General features: G+C 33.1%; 16 protein-coding genes and 1 riboswitch. Of the genes, 13 read left to right on the forward strand and 3 right to left on the reverse strand.

Translation table 11 applies throughout. From position 1 onward, the window contains the following. The first annotated feature begins 218 nt into the window (after nt 1–218). The 5 genes from AC3ITQ_RS07365 (at nt 219) to AC3ITQ_RS07385 (ending at nt 7900) form a co-directional block, all read left to right on the forward strand. The gene (locus AC3ITQ_RS07365; protein WP_026983869.1) at nt 219–1196 is read left to right on the forward strand and encodes a pyruvate dehydrogenase complex E1 component subunit beta; all 978 of its coding nucleotides are present in this window, start codon (nt 219–221) and stop codon (nt 1194–1196) included. Nucleotides 1197–1263: 67 nt separating this feature from the next. After that, entirely contained in the window at nt 1264–3765 is a 2502-nt protein-coding gene (locus AC3ITQ_RS07370) for a DUF5686 and carboxypeptidase-like regulatory domain-containing protein (protein WP_489238909.1), read from the forward strand. 235 nt (nt 3766–4000) lie between these two features. Continuing rightward, nucleotides 4001–4600, forward strand: coding sequence for a DNA-3-methyladenine glycosylase family protein (locus tag AC3ITQ_RS07375; RefSeq protein ID WP_489237697.1), 600 nt, complete (start codon nt 4001–4003; stop codon nt 4598–4600). Between the two features lie 110 nt (nt 4601–4710). Then, complete coding sequence (locus AC3ITQ_RS07380; RefSeq protein ID WP_065449271.1) at nt 4711–5241, forward strand: inorganic diphosphatase; 531 nt, start codon at nt 4711–4713, stop codon at nt 5239–5241. A 112-nt stretch (nt 5242–5353) separates the two neighbouring features. Then, entirely contained in the window at nt 5354–7900 is a 2547-nt protein-coding gene (locus tag AC3ITQ_RS07385; RefSeq protein ID WP_489237700.1) for a sodium-translocating pyrophosphatase, read from the forward strand. A 118-nt stretch (nt 7901–8018) separates the two neighbouring features. Here the strand turns inward: AC3ITQ_RS07385 and AC3ITQ_RS07390 are convergent, their stop codons facing one another. Both AC3ITQ_RS07390 and AC3ITQ_RS07395 read right to left on the reverse strand, forming a co-directional pair. Beyond that, nucleotides 8019–8633, reverse strand: coding sequence for a deoxynucleoside kinase (locus AC3ITQ_RS07390; protein WP_026983862.1), 615 nt, complete (start codon nt 8631–8633; stop codon nt 8019–8021). Further along, the gene (locus tag AC3ITQ_RS07395) at nt 8633–9448 is read right to left on the reverse strand and encodes a hypothetical protein (RefSeq protein WP_489237702.1); all 816 of its coding nucleotides are present in this window, start codon (nt 9446–9448) and stop codon (nt 8633–8635) included. The genes AC3ITQ_RS07390 and AC3ITQ_RS07395 overlap by 1 nt, the downstream gene beginning before the upstream one ends. 233 nt (nt 9449–9681) lie before the next feature. Here AC3ITQ_RS07395 and AC3ITQ_RS07400 point away from each other — a divergent pair, with 233 nt between their 5' ends. From AC3ITQ_RS07400 to AC3ITQ_RS07410, 3 genes are all read left to right on the forward strand, one after another. Beyond that, on the forward strand, nt 9682–10596 hold the full coding sequence (locus AC3ITQ_RS07400; protein WP_489237703.1) for a GLPGLI family protein: 915 nt from the start codon (nt 9682–9684) through the stop codon (nt 10594–10596). Between the two features lie 28 nt (nt 10597–10624). Then, on the forward strand, nt 10625–13312 hold the full coding sequence (locus tag AC3ITQ_RS07405; RefSeq protein WP_489237705.1) for a carboxypeptidase-like regulatory domain-containing protein: 2688 nt from the start codon (nt 10625–10627) through the stop codon (nt 13310–13312). Between the two features lie 91 nt (nt 13313–13403). Further along, nucleotides 13404–15632, forward strand: a complete 2229-nt coding sequence (locus AC3ITQ_RS07410) for a hypothetical protein (protein ID WP_489237707.1) — start codon at nt 13404–13406, stop codon at nt 15630–15632. A 78-nt stretch (nt 15633–15710) separates the two neighbouring features. Here AC3ITQ_RS07410 and metK read toward each other — a convergent pair whose 3' ends face one another. Next, nucleotides 15711–16961, reverse strand: a complete 1251-nt coding sequence (gene metK / locus AC3ITQ_RS07415) for a methionine adenosyltransferase (RefSeq protein WP_489237709.1) — start codon at nt 16959–16961, stop codon at nt 15711–15713. Between the two features lie 816 nt (nt 16962–17777). On the opposite strand from metK, the gene AC3ITQ_RS07420 reads away from it, so the two are divergent. The 5 genes from AC3ITQ_RS07420 (at nt 17778) to AC3ITQ_RS07440 (ending at nt 22806) form a co-directional block, all read left to right on the forward strand. Further along, entirely contained in the window at nt 17778–17966 is a 189-nt protein-coding gene (locus AC3ITQ_RS07420; RefSeq protein WP_489237711.1) for a hypothetical protein, read from the forward strand. Nucleotides 17967–18047: 81 nt separating this feature from the next. After that, nucleotides 18048–19352, forward strand: coding sequence for an O-acetylhomoserine aminocarboxypropyltransferase/cysteine synthase family protein (locus tag AC3ITQ_RS07425; RefSeq protein ID WP_489237713.1), 1305 nt, complete (start codon nt 18048–18050; stop codon nt 19350–19352). Nucleotides 19353–19533: 181 nt separating this feature from the next. Next, on the forward strand, nt 19534–20622 hold the full coding sequence (locus AC3ITQ_RS07430) for a homoserine dehydrogenase family protein (protein WP_489237715.1): 1089 nt from the start codon (nt 19534–19536) through the stop codon (nt 20620–20622). 626 nt (nt 20623–21248) lie between these two features. Continuing rightward, nucleotides 21249–21446 carry a hypothetical protein gene (locus AC3ITQ_RS07435; RefSeq protein ID WP_072970406.1) on the forward strand — a complete coding sequence of 66 codons (198 nt, stop codon included), beginning with the start codon at nt 21249–21251 and terminating at the stop codon, nt 21444–21446. Nucleotides 21447–21634: 188 nt separating this feature from the next. Beyond that, nucleotides 21635–21743, forward strand: a riboswitch (SAM riboswitch). A 79-nt stretch (nt 21744–21822) separates the two neighbouring features. Beyond that, the gene (locus AC3ITQ_RS07440; RefSeq protein WP_489237717.1) at nt 21823–22806 is read left to right on the forward strand and encodes an alpha/beta fold hydrolase; all 984 of its coding nucleotides are present in this window, start codon (nt 21823–21825) and stop codon (nt 22804–22806) included.

Below are 22806 nucleotides of genomic sequence, written 5' to 3' on the forward strand. Positions count from 1 at the left end.
ATCAGAATTAAACAAATAAGGAGGTGTTTGTCTGAAAAATGTTTTTACGGGTGGAATAATCGCAATTATATCGATTTCGTAAATGTCACAATAAAATTTTAAACGTTAAAAGCGAAAGAAGAGGGCGAAGTTCGTGTGATTTTAAGTTCAATTTATGCTTTTAAGTTATTTAAAATATTTATTTTTGCTCTTCAGAAAATTCAACATACAATATAAATATGAGAACAATACAATTTAGAGAGGCCATTTGTGAAGCGATGAGCGAAGAAATGCGTCACGATGAATCCATATATTTAATGGGCGAAGAAGTTGCAGAATATAACGGAGCTTACAAAGCTTCAAAAGGAATGCTTGCTGAGTTTGGTGAAAAAAGAGTTATTGACACTCCAATTGCTGAGCTTGGTTTTACAGGAATTGCAGTAGGATCAGCTATGAACGGTTGTCGTCCTATCGTAGAGTATATGACTTTCAACTTCTGTTTAGTTGGTATTGATCAAATTATAAATAATGCTGCTAAAATGCGTCAAATGACTGGTGGACAATTTAATGTGCCAATCGTTTTTCGTGGGCCAACTGCTTCTGCAGGTCAATTAGGAGCAACTCACTCTCAAGCTTTAGAAAACTGGTTTGCCAATACTCCTGGTCTTAAAGTTGTAGTTCCTTCTACACCTTACGACGCAAAAGGGCTTTTAAAATCTGCAATTCGTGATAATGATCCTGTAATTTTTATGGAATCTGAGCAAATGTATGGTGACAAAGGTGAAGTGCCAGACGGAGAATATACAATTCCATTAGGAGTTGCTGATGTTAAACGTGAAGGAACTGATGTTACTATTGTTTCTTTTGGAAAAATTATCAAAGAAGCTTTTATTGCTGCTGATGAATTAGCTAAAGAAGGAATTTCATGTGAGATTATCGATTTAAGAACAGTTCGTCCAATGGATAACGAAGCGATCTTAAAATCAGTTAAAAAAACAAATCGTTTAGTAATATTAGAAGAGGCATGGCCATTTGCAAGTATTTCTTCTGAAATCACTTATATCGTTCAGGAACAAGCTTTTGATTTTCTTGATGCGCCGATTCAGCGTATTACAACAGCAGATACTCCTGCACCTTACTCTCCTGTTTTACTAAAAGACTGGTTGCCAAATGCAGCTGATGTAGTAAAAGCAGTAAAGAAAGTAATGTACAAATAATCAAACAAACAATACTTATAAAACTTCATCAGTCATATTAATTGATGAAGTTTTTTTTTGCCAGATGATGAAGAAAATAATTTTACTCAGCCTGTTTTTTGTATTTGCGCTTGCGAATATTGCTACTGCACAAACTAAAGTGAGCGGAATTGTTTTGGATAAATTGAATCAGCCTGTTCCGTTTGCTAATATTGTTTTTAAGGGTTCAAATACCGGAATAGTTTCAAATGAAGATGGCCGTTTTTATTTAGAGTCGCCAAAAACGTACACGGCATTGTTAGTTACTTCTGCAGGATTTTCAGATAAAGAAATTCCTTTGGAAAAAGCAGTTAATTATAATTTTAAAATTGTTTTAAGCGAAGCTGAAGCATTAAACGAAGTTGTAATTTTTACAGGAAAAACATCAAAAAAGAATAACCCGGCACTAGATATTTTGAGAAAAATTTGGGAACGAAAACGTAAAAACGGTTTGTACCAATTCAATCAGTATCAAATGCAGAAGTACGAAAAAGTTGAATTTGACATGAACACGATTGACAGTGCTTTCATGAAAAATAAACTCTTCAAAGGTATGGAGTTTGTTTTTAATCATGTGGATACTTCTGATGTTACCGGAAAAACATACCTGCCAATTTTCATCAATGAATCTGTGTATGATGTATACGGTGACAATAAATTAAAGAAAACAAAAGAAAATATTGCCGGAAGTAAAACTTCTGGTTTCAATGGAAATCAACAGATTCTATCTTTTGTAAAAGATCTTTATTCAGATTATAATATTTACGATAATCACCTTACTTTTTTTGATAAAAGTTTTACAAGTCCACTTTCAAAAACAGGAATTGACGTTTACAATTATGTCTTAAAAGACAGTGCTTATATCGATAAAAAATGGTGTTATAATATTGTTTTTTATCCAAGACGAAAAAACGAATTAACATTTAAAGGAGATTTTTGGGTAAACGATACCACTTTTGCTATTAAGAAAATTAATATGGGCGTTACTAAAAGCGCTAATATTAACTGGGTAAAAGATATTTATATAGAACAGGAGTTTGATGTAGAAAATGACTCTGTTTTTCTGTTGACACGCGATTATATGATGTCTGATTTTGCTTTGAATAAAAAGGAAAAATCCAAAGGCGTTTATGGAAAACGAACGACTTTATATCGAAATCATAAATTCAATATTCAAAAACCCGAGAAGTTTTATAAAGAAGAAGTCAATTATATAGACAATGAGGTGTATGATAGACCGGACGAGTTTTGGGAGGAGAACCGCTTTGAGAAATTAAATAAAGACGAGTTGGGTATTTATAAAATGCTCGATACTTTGCAGACTGTCAAACGATTTAAACAAATATACAATCTGGTTTCCATTTTAGGAAGTGGTTATGTCGAGTTTAAAAATTTTGATTTTGGACCTATTTTCTCCACATTTGGCTACAATGAAGTCGAAGGATTAAGGATTCGAGCGGGAGGAAGAACTTATTTTGGACCAAATGACCCTTGGCGTATACAAGCGTACACCGCATATGGTTTTGATGATAATAAATTCAAATATGGTGTTTCAGGAAAATGGATGCTTGATAAGAAAAAACGATTTATTATTTCTGGAGGAAACAGGCGTGACATTGAACAAATTGGTGCGAGCTTAACCACAACAAATGATATTTTAGGACGAAGTTTTGCTTCTTCGGCGTTTTTCACAACAGGAAGTAACGGAAAGCTGACCAACATTAATTTGAGTAACATTTCGGTTGAAATGGAGCCGATGAAGAATTTTGTTGTGCAGGCAGGACTTTCTTATAGAACTTTAGAATCTGCTTCGCCTACTTTTAGTTTAGATTATTATACCACTTTGCCAAGCCCTTCAAATCCTGCAGGAATTGTAGCAAGTGCGGTAACACAATCTGAAGCTAATATTCAATTTGAGTTTATGCCAAACCGAAAAACTATTGGTTTTGGAGTAGAGCGTGATCTTGTCGACAGTCCGTTTAGTCATTTCTTTGTTAACTTTAGTTATGGTTTAAAAGGTGTTTTTAATAGTGATTTTGCTTATGAAAAAATACAGATTTACTATAAGCAACCTATTATAATCGGGCCTTTAGGAAGATCTAATATTATTTTAGAAACAGGTAAGACTTTTGGAACAATTCCGTTAGGATTAATGAGTGTAATTCCGGGTAACCAGACGTATTTCACAATTGAAAATACCTTTAGTAACCTGAATTTCTACGAATTTATAACAGATCAGTATACTACTCTGCAATGGAATCATGATTTTGGAGGAAGGTTATTTGCCAGAATCCCATTTATGAGAAAATTAAACTGGAGAGAATTTGTTGGTGTAAAAGGAGTTTACGGAACCATATCAGCTGCAAACAGAGCTATAAATGCTTCTGATCAGCCTTATAATGCACCGGAAAATGTATATTGGGAATACAATGCTGGAATTGGGAATATCTTTAAGGTTTTTCGAATTGATTTCTCCTGGAGAGGAAGTTACTTAAATGCTCCTGATGCTAATAAATTTGCAGTAAAAGGATCTTTTGGGTTCTATTTCTAAAAATAAAAATTATTGCCACAAAGACGCCAAGTCGCTAAGTTTATTTCTTTGCAACTTGGCGTTTTTCTGTATATAATAGTACTTCACGCAGATTATGTAGATTTAAGCTGATCTGCCAAGATTTTATATTTTCGGTTTAAAGAACTATATCTGCTGAATCTGCGAGCAAAAAAAACTTCGCAACTTTAAAAGATTATTTTTTATTTAATTTTGAAATAGACTAAGAACTAAAGTAATGCAAGAAGCCATCGATTTTCTATCAACCAAAAATCCCATATTTCAGGAAATTATTAAGAAATATGGTTTACCTCCAATTCCGAAACGTCCTCAGGGTTTTGAAACTTTGGTGTTGCTAATACTCGAACAACAAGTTTCTATTGATTCGGCGAAAGCCACATTTTTAAAAATTAAAGCCTATACAACTTGTAATCCTGAAACTATGGCGATTTTGCCAGATGAAGAATTTCGAGCTTTGGGTGTAAGTCGCCAAAAAACAAAATACATTAAAATCCTTGCTGAAGCAGTTTTAAATAAGGAATTAGATATTGAAAGTCTGGCTTCAAAACCGGCAAAACATGTCAGGGAAGAACTTATTAAGTTAAAAGGAATTGGAAATTGGACTATCGATATTTACTTAATGTTCTGTCTTCAGGAACCAGATTTGATTCCGCTTGGTGATATTGCAGTGGTAAATACAATCAAAGAATTATTGGATATTCATGACAAAAACGAAATGGAAATCCATGCTGAACAATGGAGTCCATATCGTTCTTATGCAACCTATTTGCTTTGGCACTATTATTTAAATAAACGAAACAGAAAAATTACATATTAACTGTTTGTTATTTAACAGAAAAGTATGTAGATTAATGCAGTTTTTTATTGTAAAAAAGGATTCTTTAGTTACTTTTGCAATCGAATTTATAGAAATAATAAAAAACGAAAATGACCGCAGACAAACTAACGACTTTCGATGTATTAATCGAAATACCAAGAGGAAGCAGAAATAAATACGAGTACGATTTTGAAATCAAAAGAATGCGTTTTGACAGAATGTTGTTCTCTTCAATGATGTACCCGGCTGATTACGGATTTATTCCGGAAACTTTAGCTCTTGACGGTGATCCTCTTGATGTATTGGTTTTGATAAATGAACCTACTTTCCCTGGATGTGTTATAGAAGTAAAGCCAATTGGTGTTTTCCACATGGCAGATGATAAAGGACCAGATGAAAAAATTATTTGCGTACCAGTTTCAGATCCAATCTGGAATTCATTAAATGATTTATCTGATATTAACGGACACTTATTGAAAGAAATCGAGCATTTCTTCCAGGTATATAAAGATCTTGAAAATAAACAAGTAGATGTTGAAGGTTGGGGAGACGTAAACGAAGCATTTGCAATTATTGCTGAGTGTACTAAGCGTTTTGATGATATCGAAAACAAACCAGAGGGATTATTTAGTATTAAATAATTTTTACCTTATTCTATTATAAAAAAAGCAATACTCCGTTAGGAGTATTGCTTTTTTGTTTAAATTCGTTTTAGTTAGTTTATTGACTATTAACCAAAACCATTACTATATTATGAATGCATTTATGATTTACTTGCCAATTGTTATGGCAATTTTAGGATTACTTTTCATGGGAATAAAAAGGACTTGGGTTTTAAAACAAGATGCGGGAGACGGTAAAATGAAAGAAATTTCAGATCACATTTATGAAGGAGCCCTCGCATTTTTAAAAGCTGAATATCGATTGTTAACTTTTTTTGTAATTGGTGCCAGTTTAGTATTAGCCGGAATTTCTTTCATCGTTCCTACCACACATATATTAATAGTAGTTGCTTTTATTTTTGGTGCATTTTTCTCTGCTTTGGCTGGAAATATGGGAATGAAAATAGCAACAAAAACGAATGTTAGAACAACGCAGGCTGCGCGTACAAGTTTGCCTCAGGCTTTGAAAGTTTCTTTTGGAGGCGGAACCGTAATGGGGTTAGGAGTTGCTGGTCTTGCTGTTTTAGGATTGACAGGTTTCTTTATTGTTTTCTTTCAGATATTCATGAATGGAGCCTGGACATCATCTGAGGATATGACTAAGGTTTTAGAGACTTTGGCAGGATTTTCACTTGGTGCAGAATCAATAGCTTTGTTTGCCAGAGTTGGAGGTGGAATTTATACGAAAGCTGCCGACGTTGGTGCTGATTTAGTAGGTAAGGTAGAAGCCGGAATTCCAGAAGATGATCCTCGTAATCCTGCTACAATCGCAGATAACGTAGGAGATAATGTGGGTGACGTTGCCGGAATGGGAGCCGATTTGTTTGGTTCGTATGTGGCGACAGTTTTGGCTGCAATGGTTTTAGGGAATTATGTTATCAAAGATATGGGCGGTTCTATTCAGGATGCTTTTGGAGGAATTGGTCCAATCTTACTTCCAATGGCAATTGCCGGTTTTGGAATTTTATTTTCGATTATCGGAACTATGTTAGTGAAAATCTCTGATGATAATGCCAAAGAAGCACAAGTACAAAAAGCATTAAATATAGGAAATTGGGTTTCAATTGCTTTAACTGCAATTGCCTGTTTCTTCTTAGTACAACATATGTTACCGGAGACAATGCAAATGAGCTTCTTTGGAGAAGGTTCTAAAGATATTTCATCAATGCGTGTTTTTTATGCCACTTTGGTTGGATTAGTAGTTGGTGGAGCCATTTCATCAGTAACAGAATATTATACGGGATTAGGGACAAAACCAGTAATGGCAATTGTACAAAAATCATCTACAGGAGCAGGAACAAATGTAATTGCCGGTTTGGCGACAGGTATGGTTTCTACTTTTCCAACCGTTTTATTATTTGCAGCGGCAATCTGGATTTCTTATGCTTTGGCAGGATTTTATGGAGTTGCATTAGCAGCTTCGGCAATGATGGCGACTACAGCAATGCAGTTAGCAATTGATGCTTTCGGACCAATCTCAGATAATGCTGGAGGAATTGCAGAAATGAGTGAATTACCAAAAGAAGTACGTACAAGAACAGATATTTTAGATTCAGTAGGAAACACTACAGCAGCAACAGGAAAAGGTTTTGCAATTGCATCTGCAGCATTAACTTCATTAGCTTTGTTTGCCGCTTATGTAACATTTACAGGAATTGATGGAATCAATATTTTTAAAGCACCAGTTTTAGCCATGTTATTTGTCGGAGGAATGATTCCGGTAGTATTCTCAGCTTTGGCAATGAATTCTGTTGGAAAAGCTGCAATGGATATGGTGTATGAAGTACGTCGCCAGTTTAAGGAAATTCCTGGAATTATGGAAGGAACCGGAAAACCTGAATACGGAAAATGTGTTGAAATTTCTACTAAAGCTGCTTTACGCGAAATGATGTTACCAGGAATTTTGACAATTGGTTTCCCTATCGCAATTGTATTATTAGGTAAATTAGTTTATGCAGATAACAATCAGTTAATTGCTGAAATGTTAGGAGGATACATGGCTGGAGTTACGGTTTCTGGTGTACTTTGGGCAGTTTTTCAAAACAATGCCGGAGGTGCCTGGGATAATGCTAAAAAATCTTTTGAAGCCGGAGTTATGATTAATGGTGAAATGACATACAAAGGTTCTGATGCACACAAAGCAGCAGTAACCGGAGATACAGTTGGAGATCCATTCAAAGATACTTCTGGACCGTCAATGAACATTTTGATTAAATTGACTTGTTTAATTGGATTAGTTATTGCTCCAATTTTAGGAGAAGGACATTCGTCTTCAACTATGGCTGAAAAAGGATCTTGCTGTAAAATGGAAATGTCTGCAAGTAGTGTTTCTAAATGCGGAGATTTATCAGGAATGACAAAAGAGGAGTGTATTAAAATGTGCAAAGAAAAAGGCTGTACAGCTGAAGAAACTGCAAAATGTTTAGCACATTATGATGCAAATGGAAAATATGCTAATCAAAGAACAGATTGTTTCGATACAACAAAATACAGCAAAAATAGAGTTGAGGTTAATTTGTCTACCACAAACGGTGTTACCGTTGGAACCGTAACAAAAACGGAAAACGGAAAAACAACAACCGAAGTTTACGAAGGAACTGAAGCAGAAGTAAAAGCAAAAATTGAAGCTGCGAAATAATATAGACTGATGACCTTTGTCAAAGGTTTAAACTTTGACAAAGGTTTTGAAAATAAAAATGCCTCTAAAAATTTTTAGAGGCATTTTTATTTAGTGTAAATCTGTGGAATTTGTGTTTCTAAAATAATCCGTTTAATTCAGCATCAATACGGTTTATGATGTTTCCTAAATCTTCTGGATTATCTACAAAATTGATATTGTCAACATCTATAATAAGTAATTTTCCTTTAGTATAAGTCTGAACCCAGGCTTCATATCTTTCATTCAATCGGCTTAAATAATCAATAGAAATTGAGTTTTCATATTCGCGTCCGCGTTTGTGAATTTGCCCCACTAAATTTGGAATAGAGCTTCTTAGGTAAATTAATAAATCGGGAGCTTTTACTAACGATTCCATTAATTCAAATAAGGAAGTATAATTTTCGAAATCACGACTTGTCATTAATCCCATCGAATATAAGTTGGGAGCAAAAATATAAGCATCCTCATAAATCGTTCTGTCCTGAATGATTTTTTTTCCGCTTTCACGAATTTGCTGCACCTGACGAAATCTGCTGTTTAAGAAATAAATCTGCAAATTAAATGACCAACGCTCCATTTGGTGGTAAAAATCATCTAAATACGGATTATCAACAACATCTTCATAATGGGGCTCCCATTTAAAATGTTTAGCCAATAATTTAGTCAAAGTTGTTTTTCCAGCGCCTATGTTTCCTGCTATTGCTATGTGCATTACGGTGTTACGATTTTATAATTGGTGATTTCTTTAGTTGTAAAAATAGATAAAATTTGGTCTTTGTAGCAGAATTTATCAAAGCTTTTTTGTAAAATTTCAATTTCAGAAATACTGTTTGAATTTACGCTGCTAATGTCTTTAAAATACAACAAATTAGCTTTGCTAAATATATATTGATGATCGTTTAAAATTTCAATTTTATCAAAGTCTGCAACTTTTCCTAAAGCGGTTGTTTTTCCGAAAATATCACAAGAAAACAAATTGTTTTTTTTATCAATCCAATAAAAGGTATTAAAATCAGTCTGATAATACTTTATACCATCTGTTAAAGGGGTGGAAACTGTTTTGTATTCATTTTTTAAATAATCAAAAAGGCCAATTTGCTGATTTAAGGTATTGAAAATCCATAGCTGATTTTGAGTTGACATACCAATCGCCGGTACAACAATAGGTGTGCTGTTTTGAGAAAAATTGATTTCCGTCATTTTATTTAATTGATTATCCAGTAAAACAACGGTATTAAAATCTTCATAGAATAACACTATTTTAAGAGGATTAAGAATGTCGACTTTGGTAATATTTCCCAATGAAACATTTTTGTATTCAAAGATCTCATTCCCTTTAAATTTTTTAAAGATATTATTTTTAATGTGGTAAGAAAAACCAAAGGAATCATAACCTAGAAAGTCATCAATATCAGCTGTAAAGCTGGAAATTAAAGAAGCCTTTATTTTTTGATTTTGCGCAGAAACAGTAGAAAATGAACAAGCGATAAAAAGTAGTATTAAAATTTTGCGCACAGTCTTGTTCATAAGAAATGGGTTTCAAAGAAGCCAAATTACAAAAAAGTATAGTATGAAATAGAGTAAATAGCATTTTTAGTTTGATTTAGTCTTTAAACCTTTCATAATTACAACAATCTAATTAACAGCTGATTTCGTCGATAGGTTATACGTATTGATATATTTAATTTTTAGTATTTTAAAATTAGTAATACATTTGAAAGTAAGTTCTTATAATGAACTCAATTTAAAAGAATAATGAAATGAAAAAAATATTTATATATATGTCTTTAATGCTCGTATTTACTCAAATGCGTGCGCAAAAGGACTTTCAGGGAATGGCTGTTTACGAGTCAAAAACGCAGGCTCCTAAAATGGACGGAATGCGTGCTAATAGGGATATTACTCCTGAAATGCAGAAAAACATGGAGGAGCGCATGAAAAAAATGCTGGAGAAAACCTTTATTTTAAATTTCGATAAATCGGCCTCCATTTACAAAGAAGAAGAAAAGTTAGAAACTCCGGGGCAACAAGGTGGAGGAATGCGTATTATGATGAACTCTTTTATGGGTGGTGGAGGCACTTTTTATAAAGATGTGAAGAGCAAATCATATACGGTTGATAAAGAATTTATGGGAAAAGAGTTTCTGGTTATAGATTCTCTTCCAAAATTAAATTGGAAAATGGAATCGGAGACCAAACAAATTGGTGGTTACACTTGTTATAAAGCAACAGCTGTAAAAGAAGCAAGTAAAACCGATTTTAGAAATTTCAGACCTAAAAATGATAACGAAAAAAAGGCTGAAGATAAAAAAGAGGATACCAAGAAAACTTCAGGAGAAACAAAAACTAATTTTGCAGACAATTTTGAAATTCCAAAAGAGATTATTATAACGGCGTGGTATTCTCCGGAAATTCCGGTGAATCAAGGTCCTGAAAGCTATTGGGGTTTACCGGGTTTGATTTTAGAGGTGAACGATGGAAGAACTACCATTTTATGTTCGAAGATTGTTTTAAATGCTAAAGACAAAGTCGAAATAAAAGCACCTACAAAAGGTAAAGTGATTTCTCAGAAAGATTACGATGAAACTGTAATTAAAAAAATGGAAGAATTTAGAGAAATGAACCGTGGTCGCGAAGGTGGTCCTGGTGCTGGTCCAACAATGATCAGACGATAATTAAGCAAATCATCTTTAGATTTTCCTTATGAAAAATATACTTCTCTCCGTTATTTTATTAATGACGTCTATATCCTTTGCTCAAACGGTACGTTTTGATGGTTTTATTCAGGACGAACAGAAAAACCCTTTGGAAATGGCCAATATTATGGCGGTTAACAATGGAACAAAAGCAATGGACTCCTACGGAATTACCAACGATAAAGGAAAATTTCAGCTTACTTTAAAACCAAATACTGTTTACACGGTTAAAGTAAGTTATCTTGGAATGAAATCTAAAGAAATTTCAATCTCAACCAACACTGAAAATATAGTCCAGAATATTGTCATGGATGGCTCTGGAATTGAACTTGAAGGTGTTGAAATTGTTCGCGAAATGCCCGTTTCAATAAAAGGAGATACGATTGTGTATAATGCAGATTCTTTTAAATCAGGAACAGAAAAAAAGCTGGAAGATGTATTGAAAAAATTACCCGGAGTTGAGGTAAATGCCGATGGAGAAATTGAAGTTGAAGGAAAAAAAGTCAGTAAATTAATGGTTGAAGGAAAAGATTTCTTTGATGGTGATACTAAACTGGGTGTTAAAAATATTCCTGCCGATGCTATCGATAAAATTCAGGTTTTGAGAAATTACAATGAAGTTGGTGCTTTAAAAGGTCTAGAAAATGATCAGGATAATGTGGCCATGAATATTAAACTGAAAGAAGGTAAAAAGAACTTTTGGTTTGGTGATGCAACGGCAGGAATTGGGGTTGCAGAACTAGATAGCCGTTATATTATCAATCCGAAATTGTTTTATTACAGTCCAAAATACTCCATTAATTTAATTACCAATTTTAATAATATTGGCGAATTGCCCCTGACCGCTCAGGATTATTTTAAGTTCACAGGCGGATTTAAAAATATGATGAAAAAGGGTGGAAGCAATTTTAATGTTTCATCAAATGATTTAGGAATTTCTATTTTAAGAAACAATCGGGCTAAGGAAATAGAAACGAAGTTTGGCGCAACCAATTTTGCTTATTCCGTTACAAAAGCTTGGAATATTAGTGGTTTCGGAATACTTTCCGAATCAAAAACAGATTTAGAAACCAAATCTCAGACTACGATTTTAGACTCCGGAGATCAGCAAAAAAGAGATGAATTAACGCATCAAAAGAATAATTTGGGTCTTTTTAAATTGAGTTCAACTTATAAGCCCAATGACAAGTTTCAGTTTGATTATGATATCTTAACGAAATTATCAAAACAAGATGAAGATACAGATTTGTTGCGTGAATCAGTGGTAAATGATATTTCTTCTGTTGAAACCATTTTGACAAATAAAAAGCAAAATCCAACATCGATAAATCAGAATTTGAGTTTGTATTATACACAAAGCGATAAAAATATTTTTGCTTTTGAAATGCAGCATTTATATCAGGACGAAAACCCGTTTTATAATGCCAATTTACGTTCACAGCCTTTTGATTTGTCTGGATATATTACAGGTCAGCAACGAAATGATTTGAATCAGGATCGTTTTGTGAAAACAAACAAGCTTGATGCTAAGCTGGATTACTATTATATGGTGACGCCAAAAAGTAACATCAATATTACTTTAGGAAATACCTATTCGTATCAGGATTTCAACTCTCATATTTTTCAGATGCTGGATAATGGTGATCGAAATGATTTAAATGATTCTCAAAATAATAATCAGGTAAAGTATAATTTTAATGATACTTTTTTAGGTTTTCACTATAAGATCTTGTCAGGGAAATTTACATTGACGCCGGGAGTTAGTTTACATTCCTATTCCATGACCAACACACAATTGGGAACAGATTATTCTCAAAACTTTATAAAAGTATTGCCTGATTTTTTTGCCTTATATCAAATCAAAAAATCAGAAACGCTGACTTATAATTTCTCTTTGTCAAATGATTTTACAGATATTAATCAGTTGGCAGCAGGGTATGTTTTATCCGATTACAGCAGTTTGTTTAGAGGAAATCGATTTTTAGAAAATGCTACTTCACAAGTGCATTCGTTGCGCTACTTTAAATATAATATGTTCAATTTTGAAAATATTTTTGCCAATGCAACCTACACCAAAAAAGTAGACGCTATTAAAACCAAAGCTGATTTTGATGGAATTAATCAATCTTCAATGCCATATAATTCCAATTTGGCCGATGAAACCTTTTCAGGAATGGGAAGTTATGGACGCTCTTTTTTAAAAAATTACAAAGTATCAGCAGTTGCAAGTTTCAACTGGTCGAAATTCAATAATATTCAGAATAATATATTGGCTACTACAGAAAGTTTTACTCAAAGTTATACCGTTAGAGCTTCGACAAACTATAAAAACTTTCCGAATTTAGAAGTCGGTTACAATGCATTAATCAACCAATATAGTGGGTCAACTTATTATACTGATAAGCCTTTTGCACGATTGGATTATTATTTCTGGAATAGCTTCTCGTTTGTTTCGGAGTATGAGTTTTACCATTATTATAATTCGGATAAAACGGTTGATAACGAATATGATTTTTTAAGTGCTAGTTTGATTTATCAGAAAAAAGACAGTAAATGGGAGTATAAAGTTTCGGCGACCAACTTATTAAATACTAAATATCTGAACGATGACAGCTTCTCACAGTTCTCCACACGTGTTTCGCAATATACAGTACAACCCCGTTATATCATCTTTTCAATGAAATATAATTTATAGTATTTTAAGTACAAATACTGCTTTTTTGTGATTTGTTTAATCAGAAATGCAATATCTTTACGCATGATATTAACAGCCAAAAATTTTAAATATGCGTAGTTTTAAATGGAGTTTCTTTTTGCTTTTTTGTGTGACATTTTTTTCTTTTTCTCAAACAAAAGGCATTCAGAAAGGAACTTATCTTTCTGCAAATAAAGGAGAAAAAATTAAATTAAATTTATTAGAAGATAATAAATACGAACTGGTTTTTTATTCCGGAGAGTATGAAATCAAAGGCGATTCACTTTTATTTACACAGAAGTTAAAGTCGGAAAATACTTTTGATGTTGCTTTTGCAACTGATAAAAAAGCGCAAAAAATTAAAATTAAGTTTTTAGAACCTTCCTATTATTCGTTCTACATCGGAACACAAAATTCAAATGGTCCCGTTCAGTATCAAAAAATAACGGATATCAGAACTAAAGTTGATCCGGAATGGATCCAGGCCAATCTAGAGTTTGAAATAGATAAAGCAGATTATTTGTATTTGGTTTATGAAGACTACAATGGTGAAAGTAAATTGTCAAAATTTGGCTTACCAAAAGATGTTTCTGAAGTGACTATTAATTATCAATTGGCCGCTGTAAACGATTTAAATATTTCCGGTTTTTTTGATCAAAAAACAAATGAGTTGAGAATTTCTGAGCAAAAAGGAAAGAATCCATTAGTTTTCATAAATGAAAAAGAGCTACCACAAGCTGCAGTTTCAAAAGTTATTCCCGTGGAAAGCCAGACTATTTCAAACTGGACTTATCCGGGAAAAGAACCATTGATAAGTGATGATTTTGGGACAGAAAATGTTGCAGTTGATAGTAACGCGGTTGCTGTGGAGTCCTATGCTTCAACTAAATTTGATTTTAAGTTTAAGATAGAGAGTAGTTTAAAAAACGCTATCTCATCAACAAAAAATAAACTTTTGGTTGTGTATGTTGATAGTAAAAATCCGGCGGCGAAAGCTGATTTTGATACTTTCATAAAAGATCAGGAAGCGCAGCTTGGATATACTATGTATGATGGATATAATGCTGAATATGATCTTTTTAATTATTATTTGGCTTCCGCCGAAGATAAAAAATGGTTGAAAACCAATAAAATAACAGATAATCCAAACATAATTGTATTAAATGAAAACGGAGATATTTTAGCAACTTCAAAATCGAAGTTGACTGAAAAACAAGCTCAATTTAATTATTATGACGGATTTTATAAAAAAGCGCAGCGAGTAAATGTTTTACTTTCTTTTGATAAAGTAATTAAAAATAAAAAAGCTACGGATGCTGACTTGATTAAAGCTTTTAATAAAGCTGCTGTTCTTGAAATGCCTTACGATTATGATTATGCTGAAACAAGTACGGAGAATCCTGAAGATTTTAAGCTTGTAAAAGTGGCACTGGATAAAAAAACAGTTTCTCAGAACTGGAAAAAAGTAATTGAAGCGCATCAAAAAGATGCAAAACCAAATATGTATCTGGTAGAAACAATTCTGAAAGAAATTAAAAATCAAGGGTTTTACAAGCAATTTTTCAATGAAGATAAAGTATTGAATGATACTGATTTTCTATCCATTGATTATTTGATAAAACATGCTGATGCTATAGAAACTGAAAGAGTAGTTTTTAATGAAAAAGAAGGAGAAAAGCATTTAGTAGGTAATGTGATTGCTGAGATTACTTCGGCATTACAGCAAAATACCTATATGGAAGCTGATGGAGTGTCTGGAGAAGCAAATAAAGACAAAACAATTTCAGTTTATAAAAAACTAATTGCTGCCGGAAAAGGAAATTTTGAATGTTATCGAAACTATTTTGCTTATTTAGGTGAAGTAGAAGATAAGGACGGCTCCAATACAAGTTATTTAAAAGAGTTTAGCAGTTATTACAATGCCAATTTAGCAACTGATAAAGGAAGTGCGATTGAACGATTAGATGAAATGTATGCGACTTTAGACCCAATTTCTGATTACTCTTATAATGGATGGAATGCTTTTAAGGAATATCATTCCAACTTATGTAATGAAGCTGCATGGACAGTAGTTTTAAAACCTGGTAATGCTAATTTTTTAAAATCTGCAATCAGTTGGTCTGAATATAGTTTGGCGGTAACTAAGAACAATCCTTATTATTTGGATACGTTAGCGCAATTGTATTATAAAGACGGACAAAAACAAAAAGCAGTCGAAACTCAAACATTAGCTGTGAAATATTTAAGTGCTGAGGTAGAAGTGGAAACAGCAGATGAAATACGTGTGACGTTAGCAAAGATGCAAGACGGAACATATTAATAAAGTATTCTGAATCAAAAAAAAGAGGCTGTCTAAATAAATAGACAGCCTCTTTTTGTATGTAAAGTTTCAGATTAATTACAATCCAAAAGCAGATTTTACTTTGTCAACAAAATCAAGTTTTTCCCAGGTAAATAATTCAACAGTAACTGTTTTCGAATGTCCTCCCGGAGCAGAAAAAGTTTTAGTTACTACTTCTGGTTTACGTCCCATGTGTCCGTAAGCAGCAGTTTCGCTATAGATAGGATTTCTTAATTTCAAACGTTGCTCGATAAAGTAAGGACGCATATCAAAGATAGCTTCTACTTTTTTAGCGATTTCACCGTTTGTTAAGTTTACTTTTGAAGTTCCGTAAGTATCAATAAAAATACCCATTGGCTCAGCAACTCCAATTGCATAAGAAACCTGAACTAAGATTTCGTCAGCAACACCTGCAGCAACTAAGTTTTTAGCGATATGACGTGTAGCATAAGCAGCACTTCTATCTACTTTACTTGGATCTTTTCCAGAGAAAGCACCACCACCGTGAGCTCCTTTTCCACCGTAAGTATCAACAATAATTTTTCTTCCTGTTAAACCAGTATCTCCATGAGGTCCTCCAATAACGAATTTTCCTGTTGGGTTAATATGATAGTTGATTTTATCATTAAATAAATGAGCGTGAGCTGGATTTTTAGCGATAATTCTTGGAATCAAAATTTCGATAATATCATTTTTGATTTTAGCCAACATTGTAGCTTCTTCATCAAAATCATCGTGTTGAGTAGAGATTACAATCGCATCAATACGAGTTGGTTTGTTATCGTCGCTATATTCTAAAGTTACCTGAGATTTAGCATCCGGACGTAAATAAGTGATTTCTTTATTTTCACGTCTTAATATAGCTAACTCCTGTAATAATTTATGAGATAAATCAAGTGCCAATGGCATGAAGTTTTCAGTCTCGTTAGTTGCGTAACCAAACATCATTCCCTGGTCACCCGCACCTTGTTCTTCTGGCTTAGCTCTGTCTACACCTTGATTGATATCAGCAGATTGTTCGTGAATTGCTGATAAAATTCCACAAGAATTTGCTTCAAACATGTATTCGCTTTTTGTATATCCAATTTTACGGATTACTTCACGAGCAATTTGTTGCACATCAAGATAAGTATTCGATTTTACTTCACCAGCCAAAATTACCTGACCAGTTGTAACTAAAGTTTCACATGCTACTTTTGAGTCAGCATCGAATGCCAAGAAGTTATCAATTAATGCATCCGAAATTTGATCTGCAACTTTGTCTGGATGCCCTTCACTAACAGATTCTGACGTAAATAAATAAGCCATAATAATTTATTAAATTAAAATTAAGTGAGGAAAAAAATTGCTTAAAAAGGGCTAAAGGAGAAAGTCTGCTTTAGCATTTTTTACTGCCGAAATTTATCTTTCAGCATTCATAACGAACCGTTTCATTATGAAGAGGTTGCAATCAGTTCAAATTTTTCCTCTGTATTCGGGTGCAAAAGTACAAAACCATTTTGATTTGCAAATTAAAGTTCAACTTTTTTTATTTTTATAAGCAGAAATTTAACATAAGCATACTATATTGATAGGGTAATAGAAATTAATTTGGTTTTTGTTTGGCAGATTAAAAAATAGTTCAGACATTTGCCGGATCAAAATAAAAGAAAAAATGAAATTAACAGTTTGCAATATGTCTTGTATGATGCCGGAACCTTCCGCAGAGACACTATTGTAGTATATTTTCAAACCTATATATAGAACCTCTGCGTAACTGCAGAGGTTTTTTTTGTTTAAAGGTGGAGCAAAGTCAAAATTTAATTACGTCTAATAGATTGATATTATGGGGAATGATAAAATTTTAATGTTAAATATGAAAATTTAGTTTTGTGATTCGAAAAATACTTATTACATTTACCCTATCGAATTAGTCGAGTTTAAAAAAAAGAATTAATTTTAAATAAAATAAAATGAAAACAATAGCAAGAGGCAATATGATGTGTTGTAGTATGATGCAAATGTGCATCCAACCTTGCTGTTGCCAAAAGTAAAAGATACAATCTTTGTTATAGTTAAACTATAAGCCCTTTTGGTCGCCATCCGGAAGGGCTTTTTTCATTTCAACATTTTAAATTTTAAATCATGAACACATTAGATATAAATACAATCGCATTTCATTACTTATTGAGAACAGAATCTCAAAAAAATAATAATAAATCTGAAGAACCAACAAGTGAAGCTGTAAAGTATGATCCAGAACAATATATAAAAGGTCAAAAGTCTTTATTATTTCATATGTATAATCTTGAAGAAGAAGATCTCTTTGTTTAGAGAATATCAAATTTCAATTTCAACGAAACAATTTCAATAACAATATATAATAGTACTAACAATACCTAAAATTAAAAAATCATGAGCACACAAAAATTTGCAACAAACGCACTACACGCAGGACACGACGTAACAAAAAACGGAAGCACGAGAGCAGTACCAATTTATCAAACATCATCGTATGTTTTTAATAATGCAGACCATGCAGCCAATTTATTTGGTCTTGCTGAAGCTGGATTTATCTACACCAGATTAAACAACCCAACAAATGATGTTCTAGAACAACGGCTTGCAGCGCTTGAAGGTGGAATTGCAGCAGTTGTGACAGCTTCAGGAGCATCGGCAATTGCTACAACCTTTTTGACCTTGCTAAAAGCCGGAGATCATATTGTAGCATCAAATAGTTTATATGGAGGAACTTATAATTTATTGAAAGTGACGCTGCCAAGATTAGGAATTACAACAACCTTTGTAGATCCCTCAAAACCAGAAAACTTTACTAAAGCAGCAAAGGAAAATACGAGAGCTTTCTTCGTAGAATCTTTAGGGAATCCAAAATTAGACGTATTGGATTTGAAAGCGATTTCGGCGGAAGCCAAAAACTTCAAAGTACCTTTTATTGTAGATAATACGGTTGCGACTTCTTATCTGCTAAAACCAATTGAGCACGGAGCCAATATCGTCATTCACTCCTTAACTAAATATATTGCCGGAAACGGAACTTCATTAGGAGGTGCCATTATCGATGCCGGAACTTTTGACTGGTCTAACGGGAAATTTCCTGAATTTACAGAGCCTTCTGCAGGTTATCATGGTTTAGTATACCACGAAGCTTTAGGAAATGCAGCTTTTATTGCAAAAGCAAGAATTGAAGGATTACGTGATTTTGGTTCGGCCTTGAGCCCGTTTAATGCTTTCCAGATCATTCAGGGATTAGAAACATTGCCAATCCGAATTAGAAAACACAGTGAAAATGCTTTGGCTCTGGCGGAATGGTTAGAGAAACAAGATGAGGTTGTTTGGGTAAATTATCCAGGTTTGAAATCGAATAAATATTACGATCTGGCGCAACAATATTTACCTGAAGGTCAAAGCGGAATTATTACGTTTGGGTTAAAAGGTGGTTTTGATGCGGCTAAAAAAGTAGTTGATGAAACTAAATTATTCTCGTTGCTTGCTAATATTGGCGATACAAAATCATTAATTATTCATCCGGCAAGTACAACGCATCAGCAATTGTCTGATGACGAACAATTAGAAACAGGAGTTTCAAAAGATTTGGTCCGACTTTCTGTGGGAATTGAAGATATCGAAGATTTGATTTCAGATTTGCAAACTGTTTTCGCCAGCGTGACACAGTCGCAATACAGTATTAATAAAAATTAGAATTAGGTTTTTTTGTTTTTTGTTTGAAAAATTGCCTTTAGCAATGTGGTGTTGCTAGAGGTGATTTTTTATGAAAAGAAATTCAGCATAAAAGTTTTCACCATATAAGTCATGTAGTAGAGACGCGCTTTAGCGCGTCTAAATACTTATGTAGTTCAAATTAACCCCAATAAATAAAGTTATGTCAAAGCTTAAAATAAATATTATCCTTTTTGGAATTGGGAATATCGGAAGTACTTTGATCAATCAGATTATAGAAAGCCAGGAATTTTTTCTCCAGAGTAAAAATATTGACTTTCATTTTCCGATTATCACCAATTCTACTGTTGCTTTTTTCGAGAAAGAAGGTGTTGGATATGCCTGGGAAACCAATTTTAGAGAATTGGCTGTTCCTTTTAAAGTAAAAGATATCGTTGAGTTTGCAAAAGAAAATGAATTCGAAAATCTGATTGCGGTTGATGCAACGGCCAGCGACGAATTGATTGGTCATTATAATACGTTGATTGAAAACGGATTTAATATTGTAGCGGTAAATAAAAAGGCCAATACATTACCAATTGACCTTTATAAAGAGATCCGTGAAAATCTTAAAAAGTATGATAAAGAGTTTTTATATGAAACTTCAGTCGATACTGGTTTTCCGGTTTTGCAGACTTTGCGAGATTTGTATTATTCAGGAGAAAAAATAACAAAGATTCGTGGTGTTTTTTCTGATAATCTGAGCTATGTTTTTAATCGGTTTTCTGCAGAAGAAGCTTCTTTCTCCTCTATATTGAAAGATGCCAGTTTGTTAGGATTAATGCGTTCTACTTTTAAGGAAGATTTGTCAGGAAATGATACTGCCAGAAAATTGCTGATTTTGACAAGAGAAATAGGAAAAGATTTTGAGTTATCAGATATAAAAATTAATTCTATTATTAGGGAAGAACATTTAGAGGAAAACGGAATCCTTAATAAAGAAGCAATTGACAGATCCTTTAAAATTGCAAAAATCACTCAGGCAGACAATCATGTATTAAGATATGTGGGCGAATTTGATGTGGAGCGAAATTTATTAGAAGTTAAATTAGTTTCGGAACCTGTTTCATCTGCCATTGGTCAATTAAAAGGTTCAGATTCAATTTTTGAAATTTATACACAATCTTATGCTAAAGTTCCAATTGTAATTCAGAGCGCCTCTCCGTGTAAACAGGCAATTTCAAGAGGAATTATTACGGATATATTAAAAGTTTCAGAGAAAATTAAAAATAAAGAAGCAGTCTGGCTTTAAGAACTGGACACCTGAATAGTTTTTTAAAGTTCTTTGATAAACTGATTTGTGGAGATATTAAAAGCAAAAGTGTATTTTTGTAGGTTTTTACTTTGATTTTATGAAACAAAACTTTTGTAAGATGTTTTATATCGCTAAAATGCGTTTTTTTGTCGATTATTTGTCATAATTTCCTTAAAATAATTTGTGTAATTAAAATAATATTTGCATATTTGTTAAACCCAAAAGCTACTGAGTCAATGAACTTAAATGTCTATAAAATGTTTTGCGCCATTTCGGTTAATACCGTTGGGAAGTCTTTTGCTTAAATTGTAAGAAAACAACAATATTATATGCAAAGCCTCCCGATAATTTTAGGAGGCTTTTTAATTTTATATGAAAATGCAAGAATTTAAAATAACAAATAAATCACAGATGAATAAATCCCTACAGATGAACAAGATGTTCACTGTCGCATTTATTTGCGTATGCGTCTGTTGATTCCAAAAGAATATATGAGTTTGAAAAACTTAAACCCTTTTGGTACACTAATCCAAAAGGGTTTTTTTATTTCATCCGGCTGGTTAACACAATAGTAAACGAATAATAAAGATAATAATACACAAACTAAACTAAACTTAAATATCATGAGCACATTAAACTACTTATCAAAGACATTTTCAACATTGAAAAACAGAAGTAAAAGGAACAATCCTCCGCCAAAAAATGAATTAATCGATCCAAGATTCGGAATAACCGAGACCGATAAAAAAACAGATAAAAAAGAACCGAACTCTTTATTGTTTTTGATGTATTCAAAAGAAAATGAAACGCTTTTTATCTAAATCGAAAAGTATCATAAAATAGGGGAATACCTGCTTAATTTTACTGGGCTTTTAGTTCGGTAAATTTTTGCGTATACTAGTTTTAGTTTGAATTATATTTATGAAATTGAGGAATCAGTTTCGATAAAATTTGTTTGTTTAAGAAAATAGTAGTTAATTTGCACCTTTAAGTTCAAAAACGTATTGAAATGTTATAAAGAAAGGACGAGGGATTAGACCCGATGAATCCTTAGCAACCCTTCGGTAAAGCGAAGAAGGTGCTGCATTCTACCACGCCCAAACGTGGAAAGATAACAACAAGAATTTTTCTAGTTACACTCTAGACTTTTCTTTCTAATATTTCCAGATACAAATCAATAATACAACAGATTTGAAATTGGAAAATATACCAAACCCCATTAGCATACAAAATTTCACCACCGAAAGTGGTGCACTATATCGTTCGTTACCTTTAAGTTTTACCCTTTTCGGTTTGCCATTACATAGCGCGCCTATTGTTTTGGTCAATCATGCTTTGACAGGAAATGCTCAGGTTACCGGCGAAAATGGCTGGTGGAATGACTTAATTGGAGAAGGAAAAACAATTGATACCAGCAGATATACCGTATTGGCATTTAATGTTCCGGGTAACGGAACGGATTCTTTTATAATTGAAAAGTACCAGGATTTTACTACCAGAGATATTGCCAGAATTTTTATTAAAGGACTTGAAACCTTAGCTATAGATCAGGTTCATACGATTATTGGCGGTTCTGTTGGAGGAGGAGTTGCCTGGGAAATGCTGGCTTTAGAACCTAACATCACTCAAAATTTGATACCAATTGCAACCGACTGGAAATCGACAGACTGGATGATTGCTAACTGTTTTTTACAGGAGCAAATCCTGAACAATTCGTCAAAACCAATTGAAGATGCCAGGATTCATGCTATGTTGTGTTACAGATCTCCCGAATCATTCAAAGAAAAATTTCAACGGTCGGTCAACGAAAATCTTTCCATTTTTAATATAGAAAGTTGGTTGGCACATCACGGAGATAAACTGCAAAAGAGATATCAATTAGCATCTTATAAATTGATGAATCAATTGCTTAAAACCATAGATATTACAAGAAATAGTGCCGATTTTGAAACTTTAATGTCTAAAACAAATGCAGCGATTCATATTATCGGAATCAATTCGGATTTGTTTTTTACTGCCAGAGAAAATAAAGAAACCTATGAGGAATTAAAAAAGTTCAAAGAAAATGTTTTTTACAGCGAAATAGATTCGGTACACGGACATGACGCTTTTTTAATAGAGTACAAACAATTAGATCATTTACTTGCCGATATTTTTAAGGCAGAAACAATAGCAAAATAA

Source organism: Flavobacterium sp. KH_001 (assembly GCF_057840745.1).

Coding starts and splice junctions, on each gene's coding strand:
- AC3ITQ_RS07400 (WP_489237703.1), top strand. CDS start 9,682: ATGAAAAAAATATTTATATATATGTCTTTAATGCTCGTATTTACTCAA.
- AC3ITQ_RS07365 (WP_026983869.1), top strand. CDS start 219: ATGAGAACAATACAATTTAGAGAGGCCATTTGTGAAGCGATGAGCGAA.
- AC3ITQ_RS07375 (WP_489237697.1), top strand. CDS start 4,001: ATGCAAGAAGCCATCGATTTTCTATCAACCAAAAATCCCATATTTCAG.
- AC3ITQ_RS07435 (WP_072970406.1), top strand. CDS start 21,249: ATGAGCACATTAAACTACTTATCAAAGACATTTTCAACATTGAAAAAC.
- AC3ITQ_RS07405 (WP_489237705.1), top strand. CDS start 10,625: ATGAAAAATATACTTCTCTCCGTTATTTTATTAATGACGTCTATATCC.
- AC3ITQ_RS07385 (WP_489237700.1), top strand. CDS start 5,354: ATGAATGCATTTATGATTTACTTGCCAATTGTTATGGCAATTTTAGGA.
- AC3ITQ_RS07370 (WP_489238909.1), top strand. CDS start 1,264: ATGAAGAAAATAATTTTACTCAGCCTGTTTTTTGTATTTGCGCTTGCG.
- AC3ITQ_RS07425 (WP_489237713.1), top strand. CDS start 18,048: ATGAGCACACAAAAATTTGCAACAAACGCACTACACGCAGGACACGAC.
- AC3ITQ_RS07430 (WP_489237715.1), top strand. CDS start 19,534: ATGTCAAAGCTTAAAATAAATATTATCCTTTTTGGAATTGGGAATATC.
- AC3ITQ_RS07390 (WP_026983862.1), bottom strand. CDS start 8,633: ATGCACATAGCAATAGCAGGAAACATAGGCGCTGGAAAAACAACTTTG.
- metK (WP_489237709.1), bottom strand. CDS start 16,961: ATGGCTTATTTATTTACGTCAGAATCTGTTAGTGAAGGGCATCCAGAC.
- AC3ITQ_RS07410 (WP_489237707.1), top strand. CDS start 13,404: ATGCGTAGTTTTAAATGGAGTTTCTTTTTGCTTTTTTGTGTGACATTT.
- AC3ITQ_RS07380 (WP_065449271.1), top strand. CDS start 4,711: ATGACCGCAGACAAACTAACGACTTTCGATGTATTAATCGAAATACCA.
- AC3ITQ_RS07395 (WP_489237702.1), bottom strand. CDS start 9,448: ATGAACAAGACTGTGCGCAAAATTTTAATACTACTTTTTATCGCTTGT.
- AC3ITQ_RS07420 (WP_489237711.1), top strand. CDS start 17,778: ATGAACACATTAGATATAAATACAATCGCATTTCATTACTTATTGAGA.